We start from the raw sequence: 24,489 nt of genomic DNA, 5'->3' as shown, positions 1-24,489 counted from the left end.
TTCTATTTCTTCTATTTTAGCGTATATGTATATAGACAATATGCTATTTCAACAGCAATTTCATTGACGAAATGTATGCTATTACAGTAGTATACTATTTAGTGTGTAATAGTACTAGCAATGAATACGCTGTAGGGGGTTTAGTATATTGTTAGATGCGATGAGAATGACGGATATGAGAATTCCGGCGAATGCTATCATTCATGTAGAAGAGATGAAAGGTGGAGTCGTTTTATCCGTTGAAGTAGACGGCCAAATTATTTATACGATGGCTTATGATGAAGAAACAGATAGCTATGCTGAATTATATGATCGAAACGATAAGAGGGCGTGCCAAGTACATGAAGACTTCATGGGGTGGTCACTTCTTCATTAAAAAAGATGTCAATATGACATCTTTTTTTATTAAATCGATAGAATATACAAAGAAATGAAATATAAGGATAAAATTTGTAATAATTGATTTTGCATTGTTAGCACTCTGTAACTGCAAGTGAACTATTTTTTCGCTATCATAAAGATAACAGTCGCAGTTATAGGAGTGGTCAACTTGAAGAAAGTACATATTTCAAATTATATGTTATTATGTGTTTGTTTAATTTTATTTGTTCTCCTCGGAGGATTTTTATATTCATGTGTATAAGAAAAACGCATTCTAAAAAGAATACGTTATAAAAGGGAAATAATGATTAATCTGGTTCCAAGAATAATCAACGTAATACGTAATAAATTAATTACGGCGTTACCACTTAGTTTTGTATTAATGTAAGCCCCGATTTTCCCGCCAATCCATGCACCCGGAATCAGGATTAATGCATAAATCCAGCTGACATTTCCAAGTGAGATGTGAGTTGCAGAACTTACAATTGCTGATAGAAATACGATGAACATTGAAGTTGCTACTGCAATATGTGCTGGGAATGCAAAAAGAAGCATCATTGCTGGAACAAGTAAGGCACCGCCACCAATTCCAAATAATCCAGATATAAACCCAACTATAAAGGCGATAAAGATAGCAAGAAACGGTGGGAATTGGTAGTGTACAGTATTTCCATCATTATCTATAAAAGAACGCTTAATTACAGACGTATTTGAGAGGGAAAGAGGTTTTAATTTGTCTCGAAGCATAAGTAGAATTGAGACGAATATAAGGAAAATCCCAAAGTATAAAGAAAATGTGTCTTGGTTTAAAAATTTATTTGCCCATGATCCGATAATACCACCAGGGCCGCTTCCGATAAATAAAATAAGTCCACTTTTATAATCTACTCGCTTATGCTTCATGTAAGTAAGGGTGGAAGATAGTCCTGTGAAAACGACTGTTACCATAGAAGTCCCTACTGCAAGTTGTGGTGATAAACTGTGTAATCCAATTAATAACGGAACAATAATAATTCCGCCTCCAAGCCCAACTAGGCTGCCGACTGTTCCGGCGATTAGTCCGATGAAAAGTAACATGATGTATTCCAAAATTGCCAACTCCTCTAAATAACTTATCCACCAATTATTATACACGCTTTTTAATGAGAAATAGGCTTGTTCACAAAAAAGTCGTCTTCCTAGAAAAATAAGGAAGACGACTTTTGATTAGAAAACAAAATGTAATAGGTAGTAAAACAGAGCAGCTAAAGAAGCTGAAATAGGAAGTGTAATAACCCATGTAATTAACATGCGTTTTGCAGTTCCCCATTTTACCCCTTTCACACGGTGAGAAGCACCAACCCCTAAAATAGAAGAAGAGATAACGTGCGTCGTACTAACCGGTAAGTGAATGAATGTTGCACCGAAAATAACAAGTGATGATGATAAATCGGCAGCTACACCATTTACAGGACGAATTTTCATAATTTGTCCACCGACAGTTTTAATAATTTTCCATCCGCCGACAGAAGTACCAAGCCCCATTGCGATAGCACAAGATAATTGTACCCAGAACGGGATATCGCTAGAAGTATGATAGTTATTAGCCATAAGAGCCATCGTAATGATTCCCATTGCTTTTTGTGCATCATTCGTACCGTGTGTGTAGGCTTGTAATGCTGCAGTGAAAATCTGGAATATACGGAAGTTCTTATTCGTTTTCGTTAAGTTAAAGTTTTTAAATACTACTTTAAAAATACTGTATACGGTATAACCAATAACGAAAGCGATAATCGGTGAAATGATTAAAGCTTCAATAATTTTAATAAATCCTTTAAGATTTAGCGAGCTAATCCCAGCGGCCGCAATTGCTGCACCTGCGATTGAGCCGATAATTGCATGCGAAGAACTACTTGGAATACCGTAGTACCAAGTAATTAAGTTCCAAGCTATCGCCGCAAGCAAAGCAGCTAAAATTACAAGAGAACCATTTTGTAAGGCGAATGGATCAACGATATCTTTTGTAATCGTTTTTGCTACACCTGTAAATGTCATTGCGCCCAAAAAGTTCATAATAGCCGCCATAATAATGGCATGTCTAGGCTTTAGAGCTTTCGTTGAAACAGCCGTTGCAATAGCGTTTGCTGTATCGTGAAATCCATTGATAAAGTCAAAAGCTAAAGCGCAAATGACTACTAAAACGGTCAGTATCAAGAGTGTATCCATGATCAAACTCCTTACGCGTTCTTCATAATAATTGTTTCTAATACGTTTGCAACGCTTTGACAGCTATCAGCTACTTCTTCAAGCTCTTCGTAAATCTCTTTAAATTGAATAATCTTAATCGGATCTTTTTCACGAGAGAATAAGTTCTTAATCGCATGACGGCGAATATCATCACACTGTGATTCATAATCCTTAATCTTAATCGCATTTGTACGAATGTCGACTAATTTTTTGTTAGACATTAATTCAACAGAGTTTGCAATCTCAATCGCACATTGATTAATTGCTTCTACGAATTTAATCATGTATTCATCTGCTTCTGTAATAGAATACATTTCGAACAGACCAGCACTGTGATCTAATCCGTCTAATACATCATCCATACTCATTGCAAGTTGTAGGATGTCCTCACGTTCAATCGGAGTGATAAACGCTTTGTTTAACTCCATAATGATTTCGTGAATAAATGAGTCACCTTTTGACTCATACTCTTTCATGCGCATAGAAAACTCTTTTAAATCGCTAGCATTTTTAATTTTATACTCCACGAAAAACTGCGCGCCTTCTTTTAAATTTTCGGAAACATTCATTAACATTTCAGAAAATTTATCTTTTTTTGATTTAAAGACCATTATTGTTACCCCCACAAAAGTAATATATGTAAAATATATTGGCTAATCAATTCTAACAAAAAACTGTCGTTTTTTAAAACATTTTATCGAAAAGTTTACAAAAACTTAACATAACTCTCGTTGTTCTATTAATAATATTAATATCCAATAGTGAATATCTTACTTGTAGAATGTCCTTTTCTTGCAAAAAGTATGAATGTAAAAGAAAAGCTTTACACTATAGGAATGACTACGTTATTATAATAAATTTAAAAGGCGGTATATTCTTCCTTTTAAAAAGAAGAGTGTAAATAAATGAAGGAAGTGAACGAATGAAATTGAAGAACACTCATTTTAAAAAAATGCTTGAGTGGTTCAATAAGAGGAAGAAACTTCGTAATTCATTAATTGTATTGGGAAGTGTATTCGTTACTCTATTTATTGCTGTAAATATAATAATTTCCATTCAAGACATATCTGAACTAAAACAAGCTGTTCCACAACCGACTTTAATTTATGATGCAAATAATGAGGTCGCAACTAAATTAGCTTCTTCGAAAACAGAAGGCGTTAAAAGAAAAGATATTCCTGATATTATGGTTCAGGCAATTGTTGCAGTAGAAGATAAGGAGTTTTTTAACCATCATGGTATTTATTATAGTGGAATTATAAGTGCGGTTTTTAAAAATATTACAGCAGGAGAAGTTGTAGCTGGGGGAAGTACAATTACACAGCAGCTTGCGAAGAATGTATTTCTGACACAAGATCGTACATTTTCTCGTAAAATAAAGGAATACTTTTTAACAAAAAAAATAGAACGTACTTATACAAAAGATGAAATTATTGAAATGTATATGAATCAAATTTATTTTGGGGAAGGTGCTTGGGGTATAAAAAGGGCAGCAAAATCTTATTTTGATAAAGATGTAAAAGATTTAACAATTTCAGAAGCTGCAACGATTGCAGGCTTAATTAAAGCACCATCTGCATATTCACCTTATAAAAACTTTAACAAGTCAATTGAAAGACGTAATGTCGTATTAAGCTTAATGAAAGAGCAAGGGTATATTTCTGACGAACAGTATAATAAAGAAAAAGAGAGCGGTCTTGTATTAAAACGTGGTGTGGATGATAAATACAAGGGAAAATATTCTCAATATGTAGACTATATTGTTAGAGAAGCAATGGACAAGTACGAATTGACACAAAATGAAATTTTAGCGGGTGGTTATCGTATTTATACAGAGCTTGACCCGAAAAAACAACAAGCTGTAGAAGACGTTGTGAATAATGATAGTTATTTCAAAGATAATGGCTCAGACCAACTGATGCAAACGGGTGTAGTTCTTATGAATCCAAAAACAGGTGGTGTACCAGCTTTAGTTGGAGGGAGAGGACCGTATCAGTTTTTACAGTTTAATCATGCAACCCAATTAAAAAGACAACCTGGCTCAACGTTAAAGCCTTTAGCTGTATATGTACCCGCGTTAGAGCAAGGGTATGAAGTATACGATATATTGAAAGATGAACCATTTAATATTAAAGAATATAAACCACAAAATAGCGATCATACTTTTCACGGTGATGTGACAATGTATGAAGCTGTGGCAAAGTCGTACAATGTTTCGGCTGTTTGGCTATTGGAACAGATTGGATTAGATAAAGGATTGAAATCTTTAGAGCGATTTGGTATTCCATTAGTGCCAGAAGATCGTACGTATCCAATCGCTTTAGGCGGTATGCATGTAGGAACATCCCCATTTGTAATGGCTCAAGCGTATAGTACATTTGCAAATGATGGTGTTCAAGTGGAAGCTCATGCGATTAGAGAGATACAAAATGCGGAAGGTGAAACGATTGGAAAGTGGTATAAGAAAGAGACACGAGTGACAAGCGAGAAAATTTCTCAAAAGATGACATATTTATTAAAAGGCGTTGTCGAAAAGGGAACGGGCGAAAAGGCGAAAGTTAATAATGTTGATACGGCCGGTAAGACAGGAACTACTCAAATTGTAAATGGCCCAAGCACCGGCGCAAAGGATTCATGGTTTGTTGGATACACACCAGATTTGGTAGGTGCGATTTGGGTAGGATATGATAAAACAGATAGCGATCATTATGTTCCGGGTGGTAGTCAAATTACGACGACAATGTTCCGGGATATTATGAAAAAAGCGAACGCAAATCCAGCTCAAAAAGCATTTCAGTTATCGCTCATATCTGAGGCTGATTATAAAAAACAATTGACTACAATAGAAGAGGAAAAACGAAGAAAAGAAGAAGAGAAGAGAAGGAAAGAAGAGGAACAACAAAGAAAAAAAGAGCAACAAGAGTGGATTGATAAAGTGAAAGAATGGATTCCTTCATTTTGGTAAAAGAAAGAGGCGAATAATGAAATTCGCCTCTTTTTTGTATGAAAAACAAAATGAAACTTTAAACGATTGAAATTATCCCTTCTCCGTACTAGTTACTACTCGTTAAGTATAATGTTCGTATTGCCAAAGGATTGAGAATCGTATGTGACAATTATTTTTCCTTTACTAATAGGTTCGTAAGGTAATTCTTCTTCGTAATTACCATTATTTTCATTGTGGATAGAAAGTGTAATTTCATCGATTTTTTTATTTGTATACTGATCTTTAATCGTTTCAGCAATTTGAAGTAACGCTTCGGAACTAGAAGCTTTCGTAATAAGCATTCCCGTTATAACTTTCTTTTCATTTTTTGTTGCATTGGAATAAGGGATGTTGCTTTGTTTCGTATACAAAATTTTGTATGGAACAGTTTTTCTATCTGCTTTTGAAATAGTGGAATATTTTAGAGTTAAAAAAAATCCTACACATAAAATAATGCATACCATAAGAGCAATCCAAATGCGTATCGGTGACATAACTCTCATTTTTCATCCCTCTTTCATATCTTTGACTTCATTATTTATCATACAAAATGAGGATTAAGATAGAGTAAATTTGAGGTAAAGAAACGTAAAGAAGGAGCACTTATCCTCCCAAACAAGTGCTCCTTTTTATTAAAAGAGAGATTTAATAGACAATCAAAATCACATCTATTACTTATAAATGTGCTTAGTCCTCCCAAAATATTTTCGGAAATTGTGGTTAGTAAATTCGGAAGACAGATAGTGTCGCAGTTGTATCGCCCGCAGGTCCTTGAGCGCCTTGAGGCCCTTGAGCACCAGTAGTCCCCGTAGTTCCTCCGCCTAGGCAACCAAATCCATATTGAACTAGAATAGCTTGGCCAAGAGCTTGAAGAAGTCTAACGAATTCTGTAAGTTCGGACTTAGAAATGTTAATATGACTGCAAGCTCTGACTTCGCAACAATCATTACCATAAAATACTTTTCCTTTATTTTTATTGTTCATCTTTTCATTCTTTTCTTTCATAGAATCATTAGTCATTACTATATATTAAAATGAAATTTATACTAAATTCGTGATGGACAAACTACCATTTCTAAAAAAATAAGAAATTGGCCCACCTAGAAAGAAATAAGTAAGATATAGAGAAAGGTTTATATAATGTAAAAAAGAAAAGTGCAACATAAAAAACTACATGCTAATTGTTGGGAGTGTTTAACAATTGGCATGTAGTTCGTGGATAGTCCTTTATTTACATTGATTTAATTTTTCAAGGGTTGTTTTAGGTAAGATTGGAATTGAAATAGTGAAAGTTGTACCATCTTCATTACTAGTCATTTTTAATGTGCCGTTATGATTTTGGATGATTTTTTTTGTTACTGACAAGCCCAGTCCTGTTCCCGAATCCTTCGTTGAGAAGAATGGATCAAAGATATATTCTTGAATAGCTGGAGGAATACCAATTCCATTATCTGTGAAAGTAATCCGAATGAAGTTATTAAGGCGATAACTAGTAATTTGAATAGAAAGAGGTTTGTCGCCTTGAGCATCGACGGCATTTTGAAATAGATTTAAAAACACTTGAACAAGTTCATGTCGATCAATATTGACTAAAATATCATCTAATTCATTAGAGAAGTTATAATCAATTGAAATATTATGCAAGGAAACTTCACTAGCTAGTAACTGTTGAATATAGTCACGTAAAAATGTATTGATGGGAAACGGTTCTCTTGTAAATTCCCGTGTTTTTGAAATGGCTAAAAATTTTGTAATAATATTATTTGCACGATCTAATTCAGGGATAAGCAAGTTTTTAAATAACTCTTTATTTGATGGAGAAATGCTTTCTTGTAAAAATTGTAAGTATCCTCGTACTGTTGTAAGAGGATTTCGTACTTCGTGTGCAATTCCAGCTGCGATTCGCCCTGCTAACGAAAACTTCTCAGCATCACGTTCTGTATTTAAATAATGAAAGACACTAATAACTCTAAAAATCTCCCCGTTATAATCGCGAATAATTCGGTTATTTATAATGCCATAGTTTTTGTCTAAAACTTCTTCATTATATATTTCTGTTCCCGTTTTTAATGTTTCAATTGCTTTAATTTTTTCTTCCGGCAAGTTTAGTAATTGTTGAATCGGTTTTCCGATAATATCATTTCGTATCACACCGAAATCATCTGCAGCAACTTGATTACATAAAGTAATATTCCCTTTACTATCGATAAAGGTTACATGATGTGAAAAGGCATCAAAAATATGTACAAAGTGTTTTTCAAGTTGTTCAAATAAAAATAATGAATCACAAGTAAGTTGAAAATGAGCCTCTTTATTCTCTTTTGGTATTTCTTGAATGGAATGAGTCGTTCTAGTTTTCTTTATTCGTAAACCAATATGTGGATTTTTGTATGTGAAATGATGTGGTAATTGATTCACAAGTTCTTCATAAAAACGTACTTTATTTTCTAGTTCTTCAATTCGTTTTTCATGAGATACAGTAGCATCGTTTGGAAGCATAAATAAATAACCCCTCATTTTAAAAATTCTTCCATATAGTATATCATATTTTTATAAGGATACTCTTAAAGAAAAGGCTACATGATGCAAAGTGTTTGGAAAGTGAATTGAAGATGAAGTTAAAAGGGAGAGGTATATGTGCTGTTTATTGGAGTGACAGGATGGGGAGATCATGATTCTTTATACATAAATCCCTATGAAAATAGAAATAAATTACGAACATATAGCGAGTATTTTCCTATTGTGGAAGTGGATAGTTCATTTTACGCAATGCAACCTGCACGAAATTATATAAAATGGGCAATGGAAACGCCGAAAGATTTTTCTTTTGTCGTAAAAGCGTATCAAGGAATGACAGGACATATGAAAGGTGAAATTCCTTTTTCTACGTTCGATGAGATGTTTGATGTGTATAAACAGTCTATTCTTCCTTTAATAGAAGCTGATAAATTAAAAACAATTTTATTTCAATATCCACCATGGTTTGATTGCAAAAAGAAAAATGTAGATTTTCTTCGATATACGAAAGAAAAAATGGAAGGTTTACCATGTGCAATAGAATTTCGAAATCAAACATGGTTTTATCCAGAAATGAGAGATAAGACGTTACAGTTTCTAGAACAGGAGAAATGGATTCATACAATTTGTGATGAACCACAGGCTGGGATAGGTTCTGTGCCACTCGTGTTAGAGGTTACGAATTCAGACATGGCATTAATACGTTTTCACGGTCGAAATGTTCATGGTTGGCTTGATAAAGGGGAAAATTGGAGAGCGGTTCGCTGTTTATATCGCTACAACAATAAAGAACTCGAAGAATGGGTTGAACGACTAGAGCAATTAAAAAAGAAAACAAAGGATATATACGTACTGTTTAACAACAATTCAGGTGGGGATGCAGCAGATAATGCGAAACAGCTTATGAAAATGATGAACATTACATATGGTGAGCCGAAGCCGGAGCAATTAAATTTTTTTGAATGATAATAAACAAGAAAGGCACTGTACAAACAGGGGGAATGTACAGTGCCTTTCTATATGAAAAAGAGGGGTAACAATGTTACTGAGCGTTTGGTTGATTCATCAATTGTTGGCTTCATAATAAATGATAATGGTTATCATTATCATTGTCAATGGTTTTTCTAAAAATATATAAAAAACTTTGTGTATTTTAAATAGAGATAAAAAAAGAACAGCGATTAATGCTGTTCTTTTCCATTGACGAATTGTTGTAAATCAAAAGGAGTTATCGCTTGGATAAATTCTTTTGAGATAAGTGTTTGAACGAGAGTGCTCTCAGAGATAGAAGCACCTGTTTTCTTTTCATAAGCTTGTTTTAATAAATCAAGTTTTTCAGCCGTTTCTTTTGGTAATTCAATTGTAAGTGTGTTCATAATTTCTCCCCCTTATTATTAGAGTACCACTACAGTATAGGAGAGACAAGAAAAGAGAATATGAAATATAAAAAAGGTTACCAAATTTTAAAATGGTAACCTTTTTTATGTATAAGAGTTATTAAGCAATACCGATATACTTTAAAGTTTTTGATGGAGTACTGTGATCAAAGAAGTGTTGTAAAAACGCAATATCAACACCTGATTTGTATGCACAATAACCCCAAGTTTTTCGAAGTGTATGTGAGCTAATCCCTTCTAATCCAACTTCTTTTGCGGCTTTGTTTAAAATGTACCATGCATGTTGTCTCGTAATAGATTTTGTTCCTTTTTGAGATTTTAACAATGGTTCATTACGTTTCCAAGTTTTACGTTCTTTCATGTAGTCTTCGATTGCGTGCTGTAAGTCTTCATTTACAGCAAACCATTTATGTTTCTTCACTTTTTCATTGTAAAATAAAATGGAATGGCGAACATTTTCATTTTCATCGATTACATCACTAACTTTTAATTGTAAGATTTCACTTACTTTTAAGCCAGAATTTACAGCTAATACGAATAATAAGCCATCACGTTTCGAAGATTGTAAAAGTATATTTTTGATAGTTTCTAATTGTTTTTCATTTTGAATAGGTTGTCCTGCTTGTTTCATTTCACGCACTCTCCTCTTTTATATGTGTAAAGGAAAGGATTAACTTGTTTCTTACTATAAAGGGAGAGTGTGAATTTCATGTGAACTCCTAGTGAAATTAAGACAAATTATTTGACTTCTTTTACTTTTTGTAAATTGAAATAGAATACAACACTGTTAGTCGTATTATACACACCATACTCGGCATGATGGAGGTCTAAAATGTTTTTTACAATAGATAATCCGAGACCGGTACCTCCGGTGTGACGGCTACGTGATGCATCTAGACGATAGAAGCGATCCCAAATTTTTTCAAGGCTTTCTTCAGGGATAGGGTTTCCTGTATTCTCGATTTCGACTTTTACGGTATTTTCTGCTTCTATAATGGAGACTTGTATTTTTTCTCTCTCTGGCGTATAACGGATTGCATTACTTAGTAAGTTCACAACTACTTGTTCAATGCGACTGCGATTTGCTTTAACAAGTATAGAAGGGTCTGCATCGATGTTCACTTGTAAATGTTTTTCTTCCATGCTAAATAATAATTTTGTGTAGACTTGTTGCGTTAATTCACCGATTGAGAACGTCGTCATATCTAGTTTGTAAGTACCAGATTCCAACTTTGCTAATTCTAACATTTCAACAATCAGCCTGTTCATATTTTCTGTTTCTTCTAAAATAACATCAGTATAATACGAAGTATCCTTACTAACACCATCTTTAATTCCTTCTGCAAAACTTCTAATTACACTTAGCGGTGTTTTTAATTCGTGTGATACGCCAGAAATGAATTCTTTTCTTGTTTTTTCTAATTGACGTTCACGTTCAATATCTTGTTGTAACTTTGTATTAGCAACATTTAATCGATCGATTTGATCTTTTAAATTTACAGATAATGTATTGATACTGCCAGAAAGCCCGCCAATTTCATCGTCAGCTGTAACAGGTAATTTCTCGCTGAAATCAAAATTAGCCATTTTTTTTGTAACACGATTTATTTTAATTAATGGCTTTACAATAATTTTTGAGTAGTAGAAGGATAACAAAATAATTACGAGAAACACGATGATTAAGGCATAGACATAATAATCTTTTAAAACGAGCATCGCTTCATTAACAGGCTGCAAAGATGCTATCGCAAAAGCATATTCTGTAATCCTTCCATTTTCTATAATCGGTTTTACAAAGATACTATTTTTTATATTTTCTCCGCCATCTAATATGAAAGTACTTAATTGGTTCGAGTTAGAAGTGCCCTCTCTAATCATATCAGCAAAATATTGAACGGCTTGTAATGTTTCAATATCATTTGCAAGGCGAACCTCAGCTTTGGATGGGAGCTGTAACTTAGTTATAACACCTGTAAAGACGATTCGAGTTGTAGATTTGTATCGGCTCGCAAGTCTATTCTTAGAAGGATTTCCATTAATTGATTGAAAATCCGAATAGAAATGTTCGTTTTGCCATTGATTATAATTCGTTCCTAATTTTTGTGGTGTGATTATATTATTCTCTTGCACGACTCCATCAACATTGATTATTACATCTTTTTTTAAACCTAAATTTTCGAATTTATTATATTCTTCTGGTGTTAAAAGATTATTGAGTGGAATGGAATACTGTTTATTATTGTTGGGATTAAATACATCGATATAGTAATTGTTATCACTTTTAATAATACCGTTAGAATCTAAAAACTGCATATCGGCATTTGTTTTATCATGAAATTCTTGTTTTAGTTTTCTAACCTTCTCATAACTTTTATCACTTTTATCATAATTATCTACGAATTTTTCAAAAGCAGTTTGGACTGTTTTTACTTTCTTATTAATATAAAATTTCTCTAAAAATAGAGATTGTCCTAGGAAAAAAAGTAGGAATATGATTGTAAATAAAGTGGATGTTAATAAAAATAGTTTAAAGACGATACTTCTGTTTTTCACTGCGTCACCTCTTATGAGAAATACTGTAAATGATTTCTTTATCCCGCTTTAACGGGCAATAAGACTCCCACTTCAAAATTCGGCGAATACAAGGGAGTTAAGTGGGAGATCAATTGCCCGTAAAATCCGATTGGTTCAACTAATAATCAGTGGGGGATGGAAAAAAACCCCACTGATTAAAGTTTCACTTTATTATAACAAACGTTACAAGAAAGTAGAGGGGAGAAATCTGTCTCTTTATAAAGTAGTTATTTATAAAAAGTCACATAAAAAGAACTCGCCAGACGTATGACAAGTTCTTTAGTGTACTATTGTTGAATTGCTGCATCTAAAGCGATTTCAATCATTTCGTTAAATGTAGTTTGACGCTCTTCAGATGTTGTTTCTTCGCCAGTGAAGATGTGATCGCTAACTGTTAATACTGATAATGCATTTACACCGTATTTCGCTGCTAATGTGTAAAGAGCAGTTGTTTCCATTTCTACTGCTAATACACCGTAATCTCCAAGTTTTTTAACCATGTCCATGCTTTCACGATAAAACACATCTGCTGTTAAAACGTTACCGACACGAACGTGTAATCCTTTTTCAGTTCCAGCATCATAAGCTTTCTTTAAAAGGTCAAAGTTTGCAGCTGGTGCAAAATCAAATCCTGGGAATGTTAAACGGTTCATATTAGAATCAGTACAAGCCGTCATTGCGATAATAACATCACGAACTTTTACATCTTTTTGAATTGCACCGCAAGTTCCAACGCGAATTAAATTTTTAACTCCGTAGCTTTGGATTAATTCGTTTACATAAATAGAAATAGAAGGAACACCCATACCTGTACCTTGAACAGATACACGTTTTCCTTTATAAGTTCCAGTGAAACCTAACATACCACGCACATTATTATAGCAAGTAACGTCCTCTAGAAATGTTTCAGCGATATATTTTGCACGTAATGGATCACCAGGTAATAGAATAGATTCAGCGATTTCACCTTGTTTTGCTTCGATATGTACACTCATAAAAAAGTCCTCCTTATAATGTATTGATAGAAATCAATATCATTTGCATTATACACTACGAATCCTTTCAATTAAAATCTTTTTATTATTTGTAATATGTGCAAAATAGGAGGATTTCATAAATCATAATCTAGAATATATATCTTAAGAAGTTTTGTATGAATAGAGACAATAAAAATGGTAGGTGATGTTTTGAAAAATCTTGTCATCGGGCTTATTGCGTTAGTACTTATTGTGGCAGGAGGATTTTACATAAAAAAATATCAAGAAAACGAAGAGACTGTAGGAGATGTTCAGGAAGTAAAGTGGGATGTTTCGAATGGAAAGGGAAATGAGAAAGTAGATATTGTATTTCAGTTGTTAAACAACAAGAATAATGAAATTCGTGGTGTAAATGATCAAATGCGGGCAGTGATTGTAGATGGACAGTTAAAAAACATACAACAAATTAAACCCACATTTGCAGGGAACGGGTCATATAAGTTATCTTCCAAAATAGCGAAAGACGAAGAATATACAATATTTTTATACGAAGACAAAAATAAGTCCGTAGAGTCATTCGCTAGGAAGAATTTTGGTAGAACGAAAGAGGAGAACAATAAGAAAAAAGTGAAATTTCCAATCGACAGTGTACTTACAAAAAAAATAGGAGAGTATGAAGTTTCTCTTTTATTTGGTGCATTACATCCGAATGAACCAGTTACGTTAACATTTCAGTTTCAAGCGAAAAAGGGTGAAAAATTGAAATTACATTCAGAGAGAGGAGAAGTAGAGTCACTCTATATAGTGGATGAAACGAAGGAGAATTTTTTATACGCTATGCCTGTAGATACGGATGAACAATTACAATACCGAATTACATTTCCTGCCGAGGGCACGTATAAAATGTGGGGGAATTTCTATATAAATGGTAAGAAGTATGAAAAAGAATTTATTGTACAAGTTCAAAAAAGAAAAAACAGCTAAGAATTTAGCTGTTTTTTCTTTTTCCTATTAATTTTGTTACAGAGAGCATTGTAATTGGTAAAGAATGATTCTTCCTAAATGCTAAATATTTACCGCTCCATGCTGGTTTATATTTTTCTTTAAAATGTCGTAATCCGCTGAAACTATACGTATAACGAACGTTATTAAAGATTGCAGCAGCCACTCGTTCAGACCAGAAAGACTGTGTGGATAAACCAACATTTGAAAGTGGTGCCATACCGATATTAAAGGAGTGGTATTCATTTTCTTTTGCCCACTGGAATAAGTGGATGAAAATTGCGTCCATAATGCCGCTAGGCGCATCTGGATAATATCGCATTAAATCGACAGATAATGATCCGTTTTGATATACAGGCATGAATGTTGTGAATGCAATAATTTTTCCATCCGCATCAGATAATGTTGCGATAGGAGCGCGACTAATATATTCACGATCGAAGTATCCGAGTGAAAAACCTTTCTCTTTTTTTCCACCAAGCCATGCATCTGAAACTTTTCTTAACTCTTCATATAATTCGTCGGAGAAAGGTGGCTCATGAATAGAGAATGTATAGCCTTCTCTTTCAAAACGGTTGAAAGTAGCTCGCATGCCAGCGCGTTTCTTTCCTGTTATTGTAAAGGTATTTAAATCAACAACAGCTTCTTCACCAAGCTTAAAGAAGTTATAACCAAAATCGTGGTATAAACTCATCCATTTACTTTCAATTTGATAGAATACACAAATGTATCCAAATCGATCAGCCTCAGCTAAAAACTCTTGCAATACAGTACGATAGGAGGAAGGGTCCCCAATTGGATCACCTAGTACAATAAGTCGTTTTCCAGTTATTGAGAAGAGAATGAGTGCTTTTCCATCACTACTGAAAAAGAACTGTTTATCTCCTAAAAAACCTAAATGACTAAGTACATTTCCACCATGTTCATCTAAGAAGTTGTGTAATCGTTTATCATTAGCTGGTTGCCCGGGAAATTCATTTCGATAACGATTTGCAATGAGTGAACCAATTAGTAAAAAAGTAGGAACAAAAAAGGCAGCTGCTAATGCACTTCGTTTCACTTGTGTAATATTACGAACGACAAAATCAGGTTTGAAAGCTTCTTTTGCACCTGCAAATAAAATACCTAAGTTTTTATATAAATATAACGTTACAAGTAGGAATATAAAAACTTTTACGATATCGGAAAGTGAGACTTCCATTTTCTCACGTACAAACCTTTTACGAAGCATATACAATACAGCGAGTACGATTAATAAAATAAAAGTTTCTTCAACATCAATTCCTTTTAGTGTGTTAAAAATAGCCGCTCCAATTAAAGAAACAATCGTCATATAATAAGAACGTTTTGTTCCGTAATATATCCCCCGCGAAAGAATGAGGAGGAGAATACCGAATGTTAGCGATAAGCTAAAAGAAAATTGAATAAGATGTTTTGGAGCTAGAATATGTAAGGCGTGTGCCCGATTTATACTTGTCGGTAGAATGGTTGATAAAATAACCATTAAGCCAGCAAATACTGTTAAAGCAGCAGATGCCCAAGAACCTAACTTTCCTAGAAAGTCACGCTGCAAAGTCCATATAACACCAGTTGTCTCTAATGCAGGCGCAATAAAAGGTTTATCTTCAAACTTTTTAATGGCTACTCCTGTCATTTCAAAAGCTGCAAAAATGAGACCAAGGCAGAAGGGCAAGATGTAATAGACGAGACGATATAATAACATAGCAGGGAGTAAAACACCTGTATCGATGCCGTATTGCCCAAGCCCAGTTAAGAAGACAAGATCAAATGATCCAAGGCCACCAGGAACAAGACTAACGACACCAGCTAAAGCAGCAATAACATATACGCCTAAAAACTTTTGGAATTCGATTTCAATGCCAAATAATAGTAATATGACGTACATAACAATACCAGCAGATACCCATTCGACTAATGAAACTAATGAGTATAAAACAGTTGGGTTTTTCTCCTCTTCTTCTTGTTCCTCTGTTTGCATCGCTTTTCTATTTTTTAATTTAGAAAATCCGATATATATAGGGACGAAAAGAGCGAAGAAGATAAGAACAGGCCATAGCCATGGTTTTTCATGCAAAATAAATCTCGTGTCTAATATTCCGATGAGACCAAGAAATGAAAGAATGGCTAATCCATTAATAAAGGCAGTTGTCATCCAAGCGATACTTTTAATAAGTTTTCCATTTTCTTTTATATATGGACGATAAAGCATTGTGCGTACGCCGGCTCCAACAAGACCACCAAACCCGATAAATCCATTTAAAGTATTAGCAATCCACGAGATACGGAAAATCTTTTGGACAGGGATATCAGCTTTTAAGTAACGAAGCATAACATAGTCATAAAAGAACATTGTTGATACAGCGAATGCACCAAGTGTAATTGCTAAAAAGACTCCTCCAGTTGGAATGTTTTTAATTGTATCAATCGCTTCTAAAAAAGAAATGCCCGCTAATTCTTTTTTTGCTTGAAAGAATACAATTGTTAATACAACAAATGGGAAGACAATTTTCCCGATTTGTAAGAAACGTTTCCATGAAAACGACATAAATACAACTCTCCTTGTATAAGAAAACTGAGACAATAATATTATTATGACAAACTTCAAGAAAAATAAAAAGGTAAATTCCTGTATAGGCGAGCTATTTTTTATATAGGTATATTTAAAAGAATATTTTGTTTGTCAGAAAATTAAGTTAGAATAAGATGAAAGAGGGGGAGGGGAGTATATGATTATAAAAGGTTACGTAGGATATGAGTTAGAAAAAGCGAAACCTAATACATCAGAAGATTTTTTTAACAGATCTGAAGTGACATATATATTAAATGGTAAAGAGAAAACTTTTTCGGTTTTATACGTTCGATATTTTGAAGAAGTTTTACAAGAAATTACTCCTTTTGAAGGAAATCCAGTGTATAAAGTAGAAGAACAAAACATATATTTGCGTGATATTGTAGCGATATGTTGTTTAGTGAAAGATAAGGAGCTTCGTGCGCAAAAACGTTTGTATTTAAATAATATGGAAGAATTTCAACAATATTTTGATGAGGGAACGGTGTCGAAAGTACAAGAAATATTGGCTGAATTACATAAAAATAAAAGAGTAGAAATAGCGTGAAATGGCAAAGGAGAGAGAAAAATGTCTAATTTGATGGTTGAAAATCAAACAGAACAAGTTTCTATATTTTTAGAAGATGCTATTAATTTGATAACCAATTATGTAAATTATCATACGTTACCTTCTTTATTAGAGGAAACACCAGCAGGGAATGAGCAATATTATAAAGGGGTATTAGCATCAATGAGACGACTTCTCGTTTTTTGCGAAGAAGGACAGGATGCATGTTTTGTTTTGTTGAATAGCCAGCCATTTCGAAAAACAGCAGCTGAAAAAATTTTATATAAGATTTACCATCAAGTAATTGCAGAGTTTTTTTCACCGAAGAGTGATCATTGGTATGAAAATAGTCGGTCTGCATATACAGGGAAAAATTCTATCGTTTTTCAACAAACACCACCTGCATCTTTGGAGCAAGTGATGAAGAGTTTAGAAGGTAAATTTCAATTGATGCGTGAAGAACTAGAATATTATGAGACGGATTATCAGACAAAGATGTTACACAAATATTGATTGAGGAAAAGAAGCTAAGGTTACTTAGCTTCTTTTCCTTTTGTACAGTTATATAAGGGATTTTCATTGAATATAGTTAAGTGGATAGCATTAGGGAGGTGCAACATGAATCAGCAAGGTGTATTTACAGATTACTTTCATGAAGTAGAAAATTGGTGTGAAAGTGTTCTTCACGTATTAGATAGCCGCGCAATGGAAGTGTATGATGTCCATATGCTTGCCTATAAAATTCAGACGTTATTAGAGCGTATGAAAGAGCATGAGTATGAAACAGATGCAGAGTTTATGTATGAAATAAGCGATGATGTAGAACATATTCAGCATCACTTGCAGGAAGTATTTATGCAAGAAGAAGAGGAATATGAATTATATGAAAGAGGGGATAGTGAACGAGCTGTCCCGATTGGAGGACATACACTCCCGCCATTACCTTATCCGTATAATGCATTAGAACCGTATATTTCTAAAGAAATTATGATGTTACATCATGATAAACATCATCGGAGTTACGTGGAAGGGTTAAATAAAGCAGAGAAGATGATGGAAGAAGCGAGAAAAACAAATAAATTTGATTTAATTAAGCATTGGGAAAGGGAAGCGGCTTTTCATGGGTCAGGTCATTACTTACACACGATATTTTGGAATAACATGAAAAAAGACGGTGGTGGAAGTCCAAGAGGAGCTTTTTCACAACAAATTGAACAAGATTTTGGGAGCTTTTTACGTTTCCAAAAACATTTTACAGAAGCGGCCTCTAAAGTAGAAGGTTCAGGCTGGGCAATTCTCGTTTGGGTACCCCGGTCTGGAAGGTTAGAAATTTTGCAAAGTACACTTCATCAATTATTTACACAATGGGATACGATACCGCTCCTTGTACTAGATGTCTGGGAACATGCGTATTATTTACAATACCAAAATCGAAAAGATGAATATATTAAAAACTGGTGGAATGTTGTAAATTGGCCTGATGTAGAAAAAAGGTTTGAAACTGCGAAACAAATTGAATGGACACCATATTAGACGCAAATTCTCTGCGTCTTTTTTAATGGAAGTAGAAGGAAGATTTCGTTCATATTTTAAAAGGCCAAGCATACACTTGTACAAAAAGTGCCAAAAGGACGTGGGGGGAAATATGAGACGAATTTGTGTAATCATTACGCTTCTTATGATGTATGCAAGCGTTATGCCGATTCCTACATATGCAAAGATGAACAGCAATGTCAGTGCTCGAAATGCTGTATTAATGGAGCAACAGTCTGGTCGTGTATTATACGGAAAAGCAGAACATGAGCCTCAAAAAATTGCTAGTATAACAAAAATTATGACCGCCTTATTAGCTGCTGAATCAGGGAAGATGAAAGAAATGGTATCAGTTAGTAATGAAGCGGTGAGGGTGGAAGGATCGGCAATCTATTTAAAGCCTGGACAAAAAGTGAGGTTAGAAGATTTAGTATACGGACTCATGCTTAGATCTGGTAATGACGCAGCGCAAGTAATTGCTGAAAGTGTGGGTGGGAGTATAGATGGATTCGTATATTTAATGAATCAAAAAGCGAAAGAAATTGGAATGAAAGATACGCACTTCTCAAACCCTCATGGCTTAGATGGAGATGGATCACATTATTCGTCGGCTTACGATATGGCATTATTAACGAAATATGCAATGGGAAACGAGACATTTAAGAAAATCTTTGGAACCAAAACATATAAATCAGATTCTTGGGATTACCCGTGGAAAAATAAACATAAGCTGGTAACGTCTTATTATGAATTTGCAACAGGAGGAAAAACAGGCTTTACGAAGAAAGCTGGGCGAACGCTTGTGACAACGGCATCAAAAGATGGACTAGATTTAATTGTCGTAACTTTGAGTGCCTCTAGTGATTGGGATGATCATATGAATTTGTTTGATAAAGGTTTTGAACGTTTCAAACAAACGAAAGTTTTAGGACAAGGAGCAATTGCTGAAATAAATGAAAAGAAGTATGCCAACCATGTTTATACGAAAAATAGTTTTTCGGTACCGTTAACTGAAGAAGAAAAAAAGAACGTAGTATTAAAAGTTGAACTCCATAAAAGTATAAAACTTACGGATGGAGTAAAGGTTGGGAAGACAGACATTTATGTTGGTAATGAGAAAGTTGGAGAACGGAATTTATTTTATAGTAAACGGAAGTTAGTAGCTACAACGGGACTTTACTGGAATAATGTGAAAGAAATTTTTTCTTACATGATAGGTGTTGGGAACGATGGTTAATCTCGTATGGGTAGCGATGGCTGTCATTGGGATTGTATACGCCATGATAAATGGAACGATGGAAGAAGTGAATAAAGCTGTATTTGACGGAGCAAAAGATGCGGTAACGATTTGTATAGGACTTATTAGTGTTTTAGTATTTTGGCTCGGTTTAATGAAAATTGCAGAGGAAGCCGGATTGTTAAAAAAATTAGTTACACTTTTTATGCCGATAGTAAAAAGGTTGTTTCCAGAAATACCAAAGGATCATCCGTCTATGGGATTTATTCTATCAAATATGATGGCAAACTTTTTTGGTCTAGGTAATGCAGCAACCCCTCTTGGTATTAAAGCGATGGAACAACTGAAAGAGTTAAATGGAGGGAAGGATTCGGCGAGCCGTTCTATGGTGACGTTTCTAGCATTAAATACATCAGCCATTACATTAATTCCTACGACAGTCATTTCCATTCGAATGACGTATGAATCAGCGAATCCTACTGAAATTGTTGGGGTAACATTTATTGCACAAGTACTTTCTATGATTGGAGCAATTTGGATTGACCGCTATTTTTACCGAAGAAGGAGTAGAAAGGGGCGGAAAAAATGAGTATTGTAAATACAATTTCCTTATGGGTAATTCCTTGTGTAATTGGTTTTATCCTTTTATATGGCACAATAAAGAAAGTACCGACGTATGAATCGTTCGTTGAGGGAGGAAAAGAAGGGATTCAAATTGCAATTTCCATCTTACCGTTTATGGTTGGAATGCTTGTGTCTATTTCTATATTCCGGTCTTCAGGTGCGTTAGACGCAATGATATCGGTAATGAAGCCAATGTTAGATTTGATCCATGTTCCAGCAGAAATTGTTCCACTAGCACTTATACGCCCTATTTCAGGCTCTGCTGGTTTAAGTATTACGACCGATTTAATTGCCACATATGGGCCAGATTCGTTTATTGGGCGATTGGCTTCTACGATGCAAGGGAGTACAGATACGACTTTCTATATTTTAACTGTATATTTTGGAGCGGTTGGGATCAGAAAAATGGGGGATGCACTAAAAGTAGGACTTTTTGCAGATTTAATCGGGATTATATGCTCAATTGTGTTCGTTTCTTTATTGTTTCAGTAATACTATTCATTTTTTACGCTATTTCGCTTATAATACGTATACGACCACTATTAAGGTGTAGCTTAATAGTGGTTTTTTTATGTGGTATTTTTGACAAAATGATGAACTTTTATTGTGAGAAATATGAAAAATATGGACAATAATAAAGGGTAAAAACATGATTTGACCTTTATATGTTTATTATCATCGCTATGTTGTTTAAGTAAGATGAAGCGAATAGCCGTAAAGCGTATGCGGTTGCCAAGTCTTTCTAATGTAAGGTAAGATAAATTCGAGGTGAAAAAAAGAAATGGAACGATTACAAAAAGTGATTGCGCAAGCAGGTATTGCATCGAGAAGAAAGGCTGAGGAATTAATTCAGCAAGGAAAAGTGAAAGTTAATGGAAAAATAGTGAAGGAGTTAGGGACAAAAGTAACTCCTCAAGATAAAGTAGAAGTAAATAACATCCCTCTTGAAAAAGAAGAACCTGTTTATTTTTTACTATATAAACCAACTGGCGTAATTTCCAGTGTATCAGACGATAAAGGAAGAAGTGTTGTAACGGACTTTTTCCCGGAAATTACACAACGTTTATTCCCAATCGGACGCTTAGATTATGATACGTCTGGCGTATTATTAATGACAAACGATGGGGACTTCGCAAACGTATTAATGCATCCTAGATATAAAGTTGAAAAAACATATGTTGCAAAAATAAAAGGGCCATTAACAGGTGAGAAAATTCGCATGTTAGAACGCGGTGTTACGTTAGAAGACGGTAAAACAGCACCAGCACGTGTGAAAATTATTTCTTGGGACAAGCGTAAAGAGATGGCTATTGTACAATTAACAATTCATGAAGGACGTAATCGTCAAGTACGTCGTATGTTTGAAGCGTTAGACTGTAAAGTAGTGAAATTAAAACGTGAACGTTATGCTTTCTTAGAAGTAGGAAGCCTGCGACCTGGTGATGCGAGAGAATTGACACCACATGAGGTGAAACAATTACGCGCGCTTGCTTCTACAAAGCCAAGATAAGCTATAGAGTTAAAAATTCACCAGTGGAGTGCTCTGCTGGTGATTTATTCAATACAACATTTACAGAAGATAATACATAACATTTATCGAGGAGAGGAGAAGTAATATGAAGAAAAATCGCTTATTATTTCGCGTTATTATTCTACTCATTTTATGTGGTGCTGTAGGATTTACCCTTTATCAAGGATTCTTTGCTAATAAAGAGAAAATGCAAATCGGAAAAGAAGCACCTAACTTTGTTGTGACGGATTTAGAAGGGAAGAAAATTGAACTAAAAGATTTAAAGGGAAAAGGTGTATTTTTAAACTTTTGGGGCACGTGGTGTAAACCTTGTGAAAAAGAAATGCCTTATATGAATGAATTATATCCAAAGTATAAAGAAAAAGGTGTTGAAATCATAGCGTTAGATGCAGATGAAACGGATATTGCAGTAAAGAACTTTGTGAACCAGTATGGTTTGAAATTCCCAGTTGCCATTGATAAAGGACAAAAGATTATAGGAACATATGGAGTAGGTCCATTACCGACAAGCTTTTTGATTGATAAAGATGGAAAAGTAGTGGAGCAAATTATAGGTGAACAAACGAAAGAACAGTTAGAAGGGTATTTAAAGAAAATTACTCCGTAATAAAGAAAGCCTTTACATAAGGGGTGCGTGTCTATAGTGCCTCTGGTTTAAAAATTCTGAGTATTGCGGTAACTTGAGGTTAGAATATACAATAGTACATATAGATACAGGGGCGGTGAGAGTGTTGAAAGAAATTAAATGTGAATGTGGACATGTTAATCCGATAGGAACCGTTTTTTGTGAAGCTTGCGGGAAACCATTTGAAAGCAATGAAAATACAAAACTATTGGATATGCGCTATGAGGGGAGTGCACGGAGATCTCTCACGCAGACAAAAACGATAATCGATAAAATTTGGAGCTTTTTCTCTTCTGTAAAAGTGGGTGTATGGCTAATCGTAATAACTTTAGCTGCATCAGCGATAGGAACTATTTTTCCGCAAGAAATGTACATAACTCCAGGGATTGCACCAGCTGAATATTATAAACAAGAATACGGATTTTTAGGACAATTATACTATCAATTAGGGTTTAATAATTTATACGGTTCATGGTGGTATATGATTTTGATTGCTTCTATCGGTATTTCACTTGTGATATGTAGTTTAGACCGTGTTATTCCACTTTATAAAGCTTTAAAAAAGCAAGGCGTAAAAAGACATCCTAGCTTTTTAAAGAGACAGAGATTATATGGGACTGGTACACCGCAAGAAGGTGACCTGGAAAGAGTGCAAAAGAATTTAAAGAAAAGAAACTATAACGTGAAAGTGGAAGACGGAAACGTTTTAGCAGAAAAGGGACGCTTCTCGCGTTGGGGTCCATATGTAAATCATATCGGTCTTATTATCTTTTTATTCGGTGCGATGCTTCGTTTTTTACCGAGTATGTACGTAGACGAAGCACTTTGGTTACGTGACGGTGAAACGAAAGAGATACCAGGGACGGATGGACAATACTACTTAAAAAACGAGAAATTTATAAAAGAAGTTTATGATAAAAGTAAGGACAAGGAAGTTTTTGATGAAGCGATTGATCGTGTAGGCGATAAAATGATTGCGAAAAACTTCCAAACGAATGCCGTATTATATAAAGCAGTAGGAGAAAATATAGCAGGACAAAAACCGAAATTAGAAAAAGTAAAAGAAGCGGAAATTCGAGTGAATGAACCACTGAAATTTGATCAATTTGCAGTGTATCAAGTGGATTATAAAGAAAGTGAATTTAAAAGTATGTCCTTTAACTTACAAAATAAAGAAAATAATCAAAAGTGGGGACCGATTAAAGTAGATTTAACGAATCCTAAGGAAAAATATGATTTAGGAACTGGTTATTCTCTAGAACTATTAAGCTATTTTCCTGATTTTTATTTTGATGAGAATGGAAAACCAAATACGAAAACGAAATTACCAAACAATCCTGCATTTGTATTTAAAATGTTTACACCTGAAACACCAGATGGTGAAGTGAGTTTTGTTGGTATTCAGCAAAATATAGAACCAGATGGAAACAACAAATATAAAATGTCGTTTGCAGGTGTTGAAATGCAAAATGCAACAGCACTTACTGTAAGAAAAGATTTAACGCTTTGGATTCTCGGCATTGGAGGATTTATATTTATGGTTGGTGTCATTCAAGGTATGTATTGGAATCATCGCCGTATTTGGATACAACGTGTTAATGATGAATGGTGGATTGCAGGGCATACAAATAAAAATTGGTTCGGTTTAAAGAAAGATATTGAAAGAGTAATAGAAGGTACAGCAATTCCACAGCCAAATGATAAAGTAATTGATAAAAAAATTAGTTAAGGTGGGGAAACGA

General features: G+C 34.3%; 24 protein-coding genes. 13 read left to right on the top strand and 11 right to left on the bottom strand.

Annotated elements, in window-relative coordinates:
• The first annotated feature begins 148 nt into the window (after positions 1–148).
• Positions 149–376 carry a hypothetical protein gene (locus QCI79_RS05220; protein ID WP_000883009.1) on the top strand — a complete coding sequence of 76 codons (228 nt, stop codon included), beginning with the start codon at positions 149–151 and terminating at the stop codon, positions 374–376.
• A gap of 293 nt (positions 377–669) precedes the next feature.
• Here QCI79_RS05220 and QCI79_RS05215 read toward each other — a convergent pair whose 3' ends face one another.
• The 3 genes from QCI79_RS05215 to QCI79_RS05205 form a co-directional block, all read right to left on the bottom strand.
• Complete coding sequence (locus QCI79_RS05215) at positions 670–1,470, bottom strand: sulfite exporter TauE/SafE family protein (RefSeq protein WP_000455759.1); 801 nt, start codon at positions 1,468–1,470, stop codon at positions 670–672.
• 117 nt (positions 1,471–1,587) lie between these two features.
• The gene (locus QCI79_RS05210) at positions 1,588–2,586 is read right to left on the bottom strand and encodes an inorganic phosphate transporter (protein ID WP_000380273.1); all 999 of its coding nucleotides are present in this window, start codon (positions 2,584–2,586) and stop codon (positions 1,588–1,590) included.
• A gap of 11 nt (positions 2,587–2,597) precedes the next feature.
• The gene (locus QCI79_RS05205) at positions 2,598–3,218 is read right to left on the bottom strand and encodes a DUF47 domain-containing protein (protein WP_000231449.1); all 621 of its coding nucleotides are present in this window, start codon (positions 3,216–3,218) and stop codon (positions 2,598–2,600) included.
• Between the two features lie 311 nt (positions 3,219–3,529).
• Between QCI79_RS05205 and QCI79_RS05200 the strand changes: the two genes are divergently transcribed.
• Positions 3,530–5,572: a transglycosylase domain-containing protein gene (locus QCI79_RS05200; RefSeq protein WP_000769232.1), complete on the top strand. Its 2,043-nt coding sequence runs from the start codon at positions 3,530–3,532 to the stop codon at positions 5,570–5,572.
• Positions 5,573–5,667: 95 nt separating this feature from the next.
• Here the strand turns inward: QCI79_RS05200 and QCI79_RS05195 are convergent, their stop codons facing one another.
• The 3 genes from QCI79_RS05195 to QCI79_RS05185 form a co-directional block, all read right to left on the bottom strand.
• Positions 5,668–6,096 carry a hypothetical protein gene (locus QCI79_RS05195; protein ID WP_001265589.1) on the bottom strand — a complete coding sequence of 143 codons (429 nt, stop codon included), beginning with the start codon at positions 6,094–6,096 and terminating at the stop codon, positions 5,668–5,670.
• Positions 6,097–6,313: 217 nt separating this feature from the next.
• A complete protein-coding gene (locus QCI79_RS05190; protein WP_002100864.1) occupies positions 6,314–6,598 on the bottom strand; it encodes a hypothetical protein in 285 nt (94 codons plus the stop codon).
• Positions 6,599–6,820: 222 nt separating this feature from the next.
• Positions 6,821–8,092 carry an ATP-binding protein gene (locus tag QCI79_RS05185; protein ID WP_000937240.1) on the bottom strand — a complete coding sequence of 424 codons (1,272 nt, stop codon included), beginning with the start codon at positions 8,090–8,092 and terminating at the stop codon, positions 6,821–6,823.
• A gap of 138 nt (positions 8,093–8,230) precedes the next feature.
• Between QCI79_RS05185 and QCI79_RS05180 the strand changes: the two genes are divergently transcribed.
• Complete coding sequence (locus QCI79_RS05180; protein WP_000897354.1) at positions 8,231–9,076, top strand: DUF72 domain-containing protein; 846 nt, start codon at positions 8,231–8,233, stop codon at positions 9,074–9,076.
• Between the two features lie 215 nt (positions 9,077–9,291).
• On the opposite strand, the gene QCI79_RS05175 is transcribed toward QCI79_RS05180, so the two are convergent.
• From QCI79_RS05175 to deoD, 4 genes are all read right to left on the bottom strand, one after another.
• Positions 9,292–9,486: a DUF3924 domain-containing protein gene (locus QCI79_RS05175; RefSeq protein WP_001094860.1), complete on the bottom strand. Its 195-nt coding sequence runs from the start codon at positions 9,484–9,486 to the stop codon at positions 9,292–9,294.
• Between the two features lie 121 nt (positions 9,487–9,607).
• A complete protein-coding gene (locus tag QCI79_RS05170; RefSeq protein WP_000806236.1) occupies positions 9,608–10,138 on the bottom strand; it encodes a tyrosine-type recombinase/integrase in 531 nt (176 codons plus the stop codon).
• 107 nt (positions 10,139–10,245) lie between these two features.
• Positions 10,246–12,060 (bottom strand): sensor histidine kinase, encoded by a 1,815-nt coding sequence (locus QCI79_RS05165; protein WP_021728352.1) that lies wholly within the window; start codon positions 12,058–12,060, stop codon positions 10,246–10,248.
• Positions 12,061–12,368: 308 nt separating this feature from the next.
• Positions 12,369–13,076, bottom strand: a complete 708-nt coding sequence (gene deoD, locus QCI79_RS05160; protein ID WP_000110707.1) for a purine-nucleoside phosphorylase — start codon at positions 13,074–13,076, stop codon at positions 12,369–12,371.
• Between the two features lie 177 nt (positions 13,077–13,253).
• On the opposite strand from deoD, the gene QCI79_RS05155 reads away from it, so the two are divergent.
• Complete coding sequence (locus QCI79_RS05155; RefSeq protein WP_000232610.1) at positions 13,254–14,042, top strand: hypothetical protein; 789 nt, start codon at positions 13,254–13,256, stop codon at positions 14,040–14,042.
• A gap of 4 nt (positions 14,043–14,046) precedes the next feature.
• On the opposite strand, the gene mprF is transcribed toward QCI79_RS05155, so the two are convergent.
• On the bottom strand, positions 14,047–16,626 hold the full coding sequence (gene mprF, locus QCI79_RS05150; protein ID WP_000010888.1) for a bifunctional lysylphosphatidylglycerol flippase/synthetase MprF: 2,580 nt from the start codon (positions 16,624–16,626) through the stop codon (positions 14,047–14,049).
• A 181-nt stretch (positions 16,627–16,807) separates the two neighbouring features.
• On the opposite strand from mprF, the gene QCI79_RS05145 reads away from it, so the two are divergent.
• From QCI79_RS05145 to resB, 9 genes are all read left to right on the top strand, one after another.
• The gene (locus tag QCI79_RS05145) at positions 16,808–17,197 is read left to right on the top strand and encodes a hypothetical protein (protein ID WP_000584363.1); all 390 of its coding nucleotides are present in this window, start codon (positions 16,808–16,810) and stop codon (positions 17,195–17,197) included.
• Positions 17,198–17,218: 21 nt separating this feature from the next.
• Positions 17,219–17,710, top strand: a complete 492-nt coding sequence (locus QCI79_RS05140) for a YpuI family protein (protein WP_000067556.1) — start codon at positions 17,219–17,221, stop codon at positions 17,708–17,710.
• Between the two features lie 105 nt (positions 17,711–17,815).
• A complete protein-coding gene (locus tag QCI79_RS05135) occupies positions 17,816–18,730 on the top strand; it encodes a superoxide dismutase (RefSeq protein ID WP_001075739.1) in 915 nt (304 codons plus the stop codon).
• Positions 18,731–18,842: 112 nt separating this feature from the next.
• On the top strand, positions 18,843–19,967 hold the full coding sequence (locus QCI79_RS05130; protein WP_021728350.1) for a D-alanyl-D-alanine carboxypeptidase family protein: 1,125 nt from the start codon (positions 18,843–18,845) through the stop codon (positions 19,965–19,967).
• The gene (gene spmA / locus QCI79_RS05125; protein ID WP_000247811.1) at positions 19,960–20,556 is read left to right on the top strand and encodes a spore maturation protein SpmA; all 597 of its coding nucleotides are present in this window, start codon (positions 19,960–19,962) and stop codon (positions 20,554–20,556) included. Before QCI79_RS05130 ends, spmA begins: the two co-directional genes overlap by 8 nt.
• On the top strand, positions 20,553–21,083 hold the full coding sequence (gene spmB / locus QCI79_RS05120) for a spore maturation protein SpmB (RefSeq protein WP_000029514.1): 531 nt from the start codon (positions 20,553–20,555) through the stop codon (positions 21,081–21,083). The genes spmA and spmB overlap by 4 nt, the downstream gene beginning before the upstream one ends.
• A gap of 289 nt (positions 21,084–21,372) precedes the next feature.
• Positions 21,373–22,101 carry a 23S rRNA pseudouridine(2605) synthase RluB gene (gene rluB / locus QCI79_RS05115; protein WP_000440556.1) on the top strand — a complete coding sequence of 243 codons (729 nt, stop codon included), beginning with the start codon at positions 21,373–21,375 and terminating at the stop codon, positions 22,099–22,101.
• A 106-nt stretch (positions 22,102–22,207) separates the two neighbouring features.
• Positions 22,208–22,729: a thiol-disulfide oxidoreductase ResA gene (resA, locus tag QCI79_RS05110; RefSeq protein ID WP_000742194.1), complete on the top strand. Its 522-nt coding sequence runs from the start codon at positions 22,208–22,210 to the stop codon at positions 22,727–22,729.
• Positions 22,730–22,850: 121 nt separating this feature from the next.
• Complete coding sequence (gene resB / locus QCI79_RS05105; RefSeq protein ID WP_000910547.1) at positions 22,851–24,476, top strand: cytochrome c biogenesis protein ResB; 1,626 nt, start codon at positions 22,851–22,853, stop codon at positions 24,474–24,476.
• Positions 24,477–24,489: the final 13 nt, after the last annotated feature.

The sequence above is a fragment of the Bacillus cereus group sp. MG1 genome, from assembly GCF_040460035.1.
In the GTDB taxonomy this organism is placed as follows: domain Bacteria; phylum Bacillota; class Bacilli; order Bacillales; family Bacillaceae_G; genus Bacillus_A; species Bacillus_A cereus.
Note: the sequence above shows the minus strand (reverse complement) of the source record. Positions and strands in the feature narration are given on the sequence as shown.

Excerpts from the sequence above, each read along its gene's own strand:
- QCI79_RS05200 (WP_000769232.1), top strand. The coding sequence starts at position 3,530 with ATGAAATTGAAGAACACTCATTTTAAAAAAATGCTTGAGTGGTTCAAT.
- QCI79_RS05190 (WP_002100864.1), bottom strand. The coding sequence starts at position 6,598 with ATGAAAGAAAAGAATGAAAAGATGAACAATAAAAATAAAGGAAAAGTA.
- QCI79_RS05205 (WP_000231449.1), bottom strand. The coding sequence starts at position 3,218 with ATGGTCTTTAAATCAAAAAAAGATAAATTTTCTGAAATGTTAATGAAT.
- QCI79_RS05210 (WP_000380273.1), bottom strand. The coding sequence starts at position 2,586 with ATGGATACACTCTTGATACTGACCGTTTTAGTAGTCATTTGCGCTTTA.
- QCI79_RS05130 (WP_021728350.1), top strand. The coding sequence starts at position 18,843 with ATGAGACGAATTTGTGTAATCATTACGCTTCTTATGATGTATGCAAGC.
- QCI79_RS05135 (WP_001075739.1), top strand. The coding sequence starts at position 17,816 with ATGAATCAGCAAGGTGTATTTACAGATTACTTTCATGAAGTAGAAAAT.
- QCI79_RS05140 (WP_000067556.1), top strand. The coding sequence starts at position 17,219 with ATGTCTAATTTGATGGTTGAAAATCAAACAGAACAAGTTTCTATATTT.
- resA (WP_000742194.1), top strand. The coding sequence starts at position 22,208 with ATGAAGAAAAATCGCTTATTATTTCGCGTTATTATTCTACTCATTTTA.
- deoD (WP_000110707.1), bottom strand. The coding sequence starts at position 13,076 with ATGAGTGTACATATCGAAGCAAAACAAGGTGAAATCGCTGAATCTATT.
- spmB (WP_000029514.1), top strand. The coding sequence starts at position 20,553 with ATGAGTATTGTAAATACAATTTCCTTATGGGTAATTCCTTGTGTAATT.
- QCI79_RS05170 (WP_000806236.1), bottom strand. The coding sequence starts at position 10,138 with ATGAAACAAGCAGGACAACCTATTCAAAATGAAAAACAATTAGAAACT.
- QCI79_RS05195 (WP_001265589.1), bottom strand. The coding sequence starts at position 6,096 with ATGAGAGTTATGTCACCGATACGCATTTGGATTGCTCTTATGGTATGC.
- spmA (WP_000247811.1), top strand. The coding sequence starts at position 19,960 with ATGGTTAATCTCGTATGGGTAGCGATGGCTGTCATTGGGATTGTATAC.
- QCI79_RS05175 (WP_001094860.1), bottom strand. The coding sequence starts at position 9,486 with ATGAACACACTTACAATTGAATTACCAAAAGAAACGGCTGAAAAACTT.
- QCI79_RS05185 (WP_000937240.1), bottom strand. The coding sequence starts at position 8,092 with ATGCTTCCAAACGATGCTACTGTATCTCATGAAAAACGAATTGAAGAA.
- QCI79_RS05145 (WP_000584363.1), top strand. The coding sequence starts at position 16,808 with ATGATTATAAAAGGTTACGTAGGATATGAGTTAGAAAAAGCGAAACCT.
- mprF (WP_000010888.1), bottom strand. The coding sequence starts at position 16,626 with ATGTCGTTTTCATGGAAACGTTTCTTACAAATCGGGAAAATTGTCTTC.
- rluB (WP_000440556.1), top strand. The coding sequence starts at position 21,373 with ATGGAACGATTACAAAAAGTGATTGCGCAAGCAGGTATTGCATCGAGA.
- QCI79_RS05155 (WP_000232610.1), top strand. The coding sequence starts at position 13,254 with ATGGTAGGTGATGTTTTGAAAAATCTTGTCATCGGGCTTATTGCGTTA.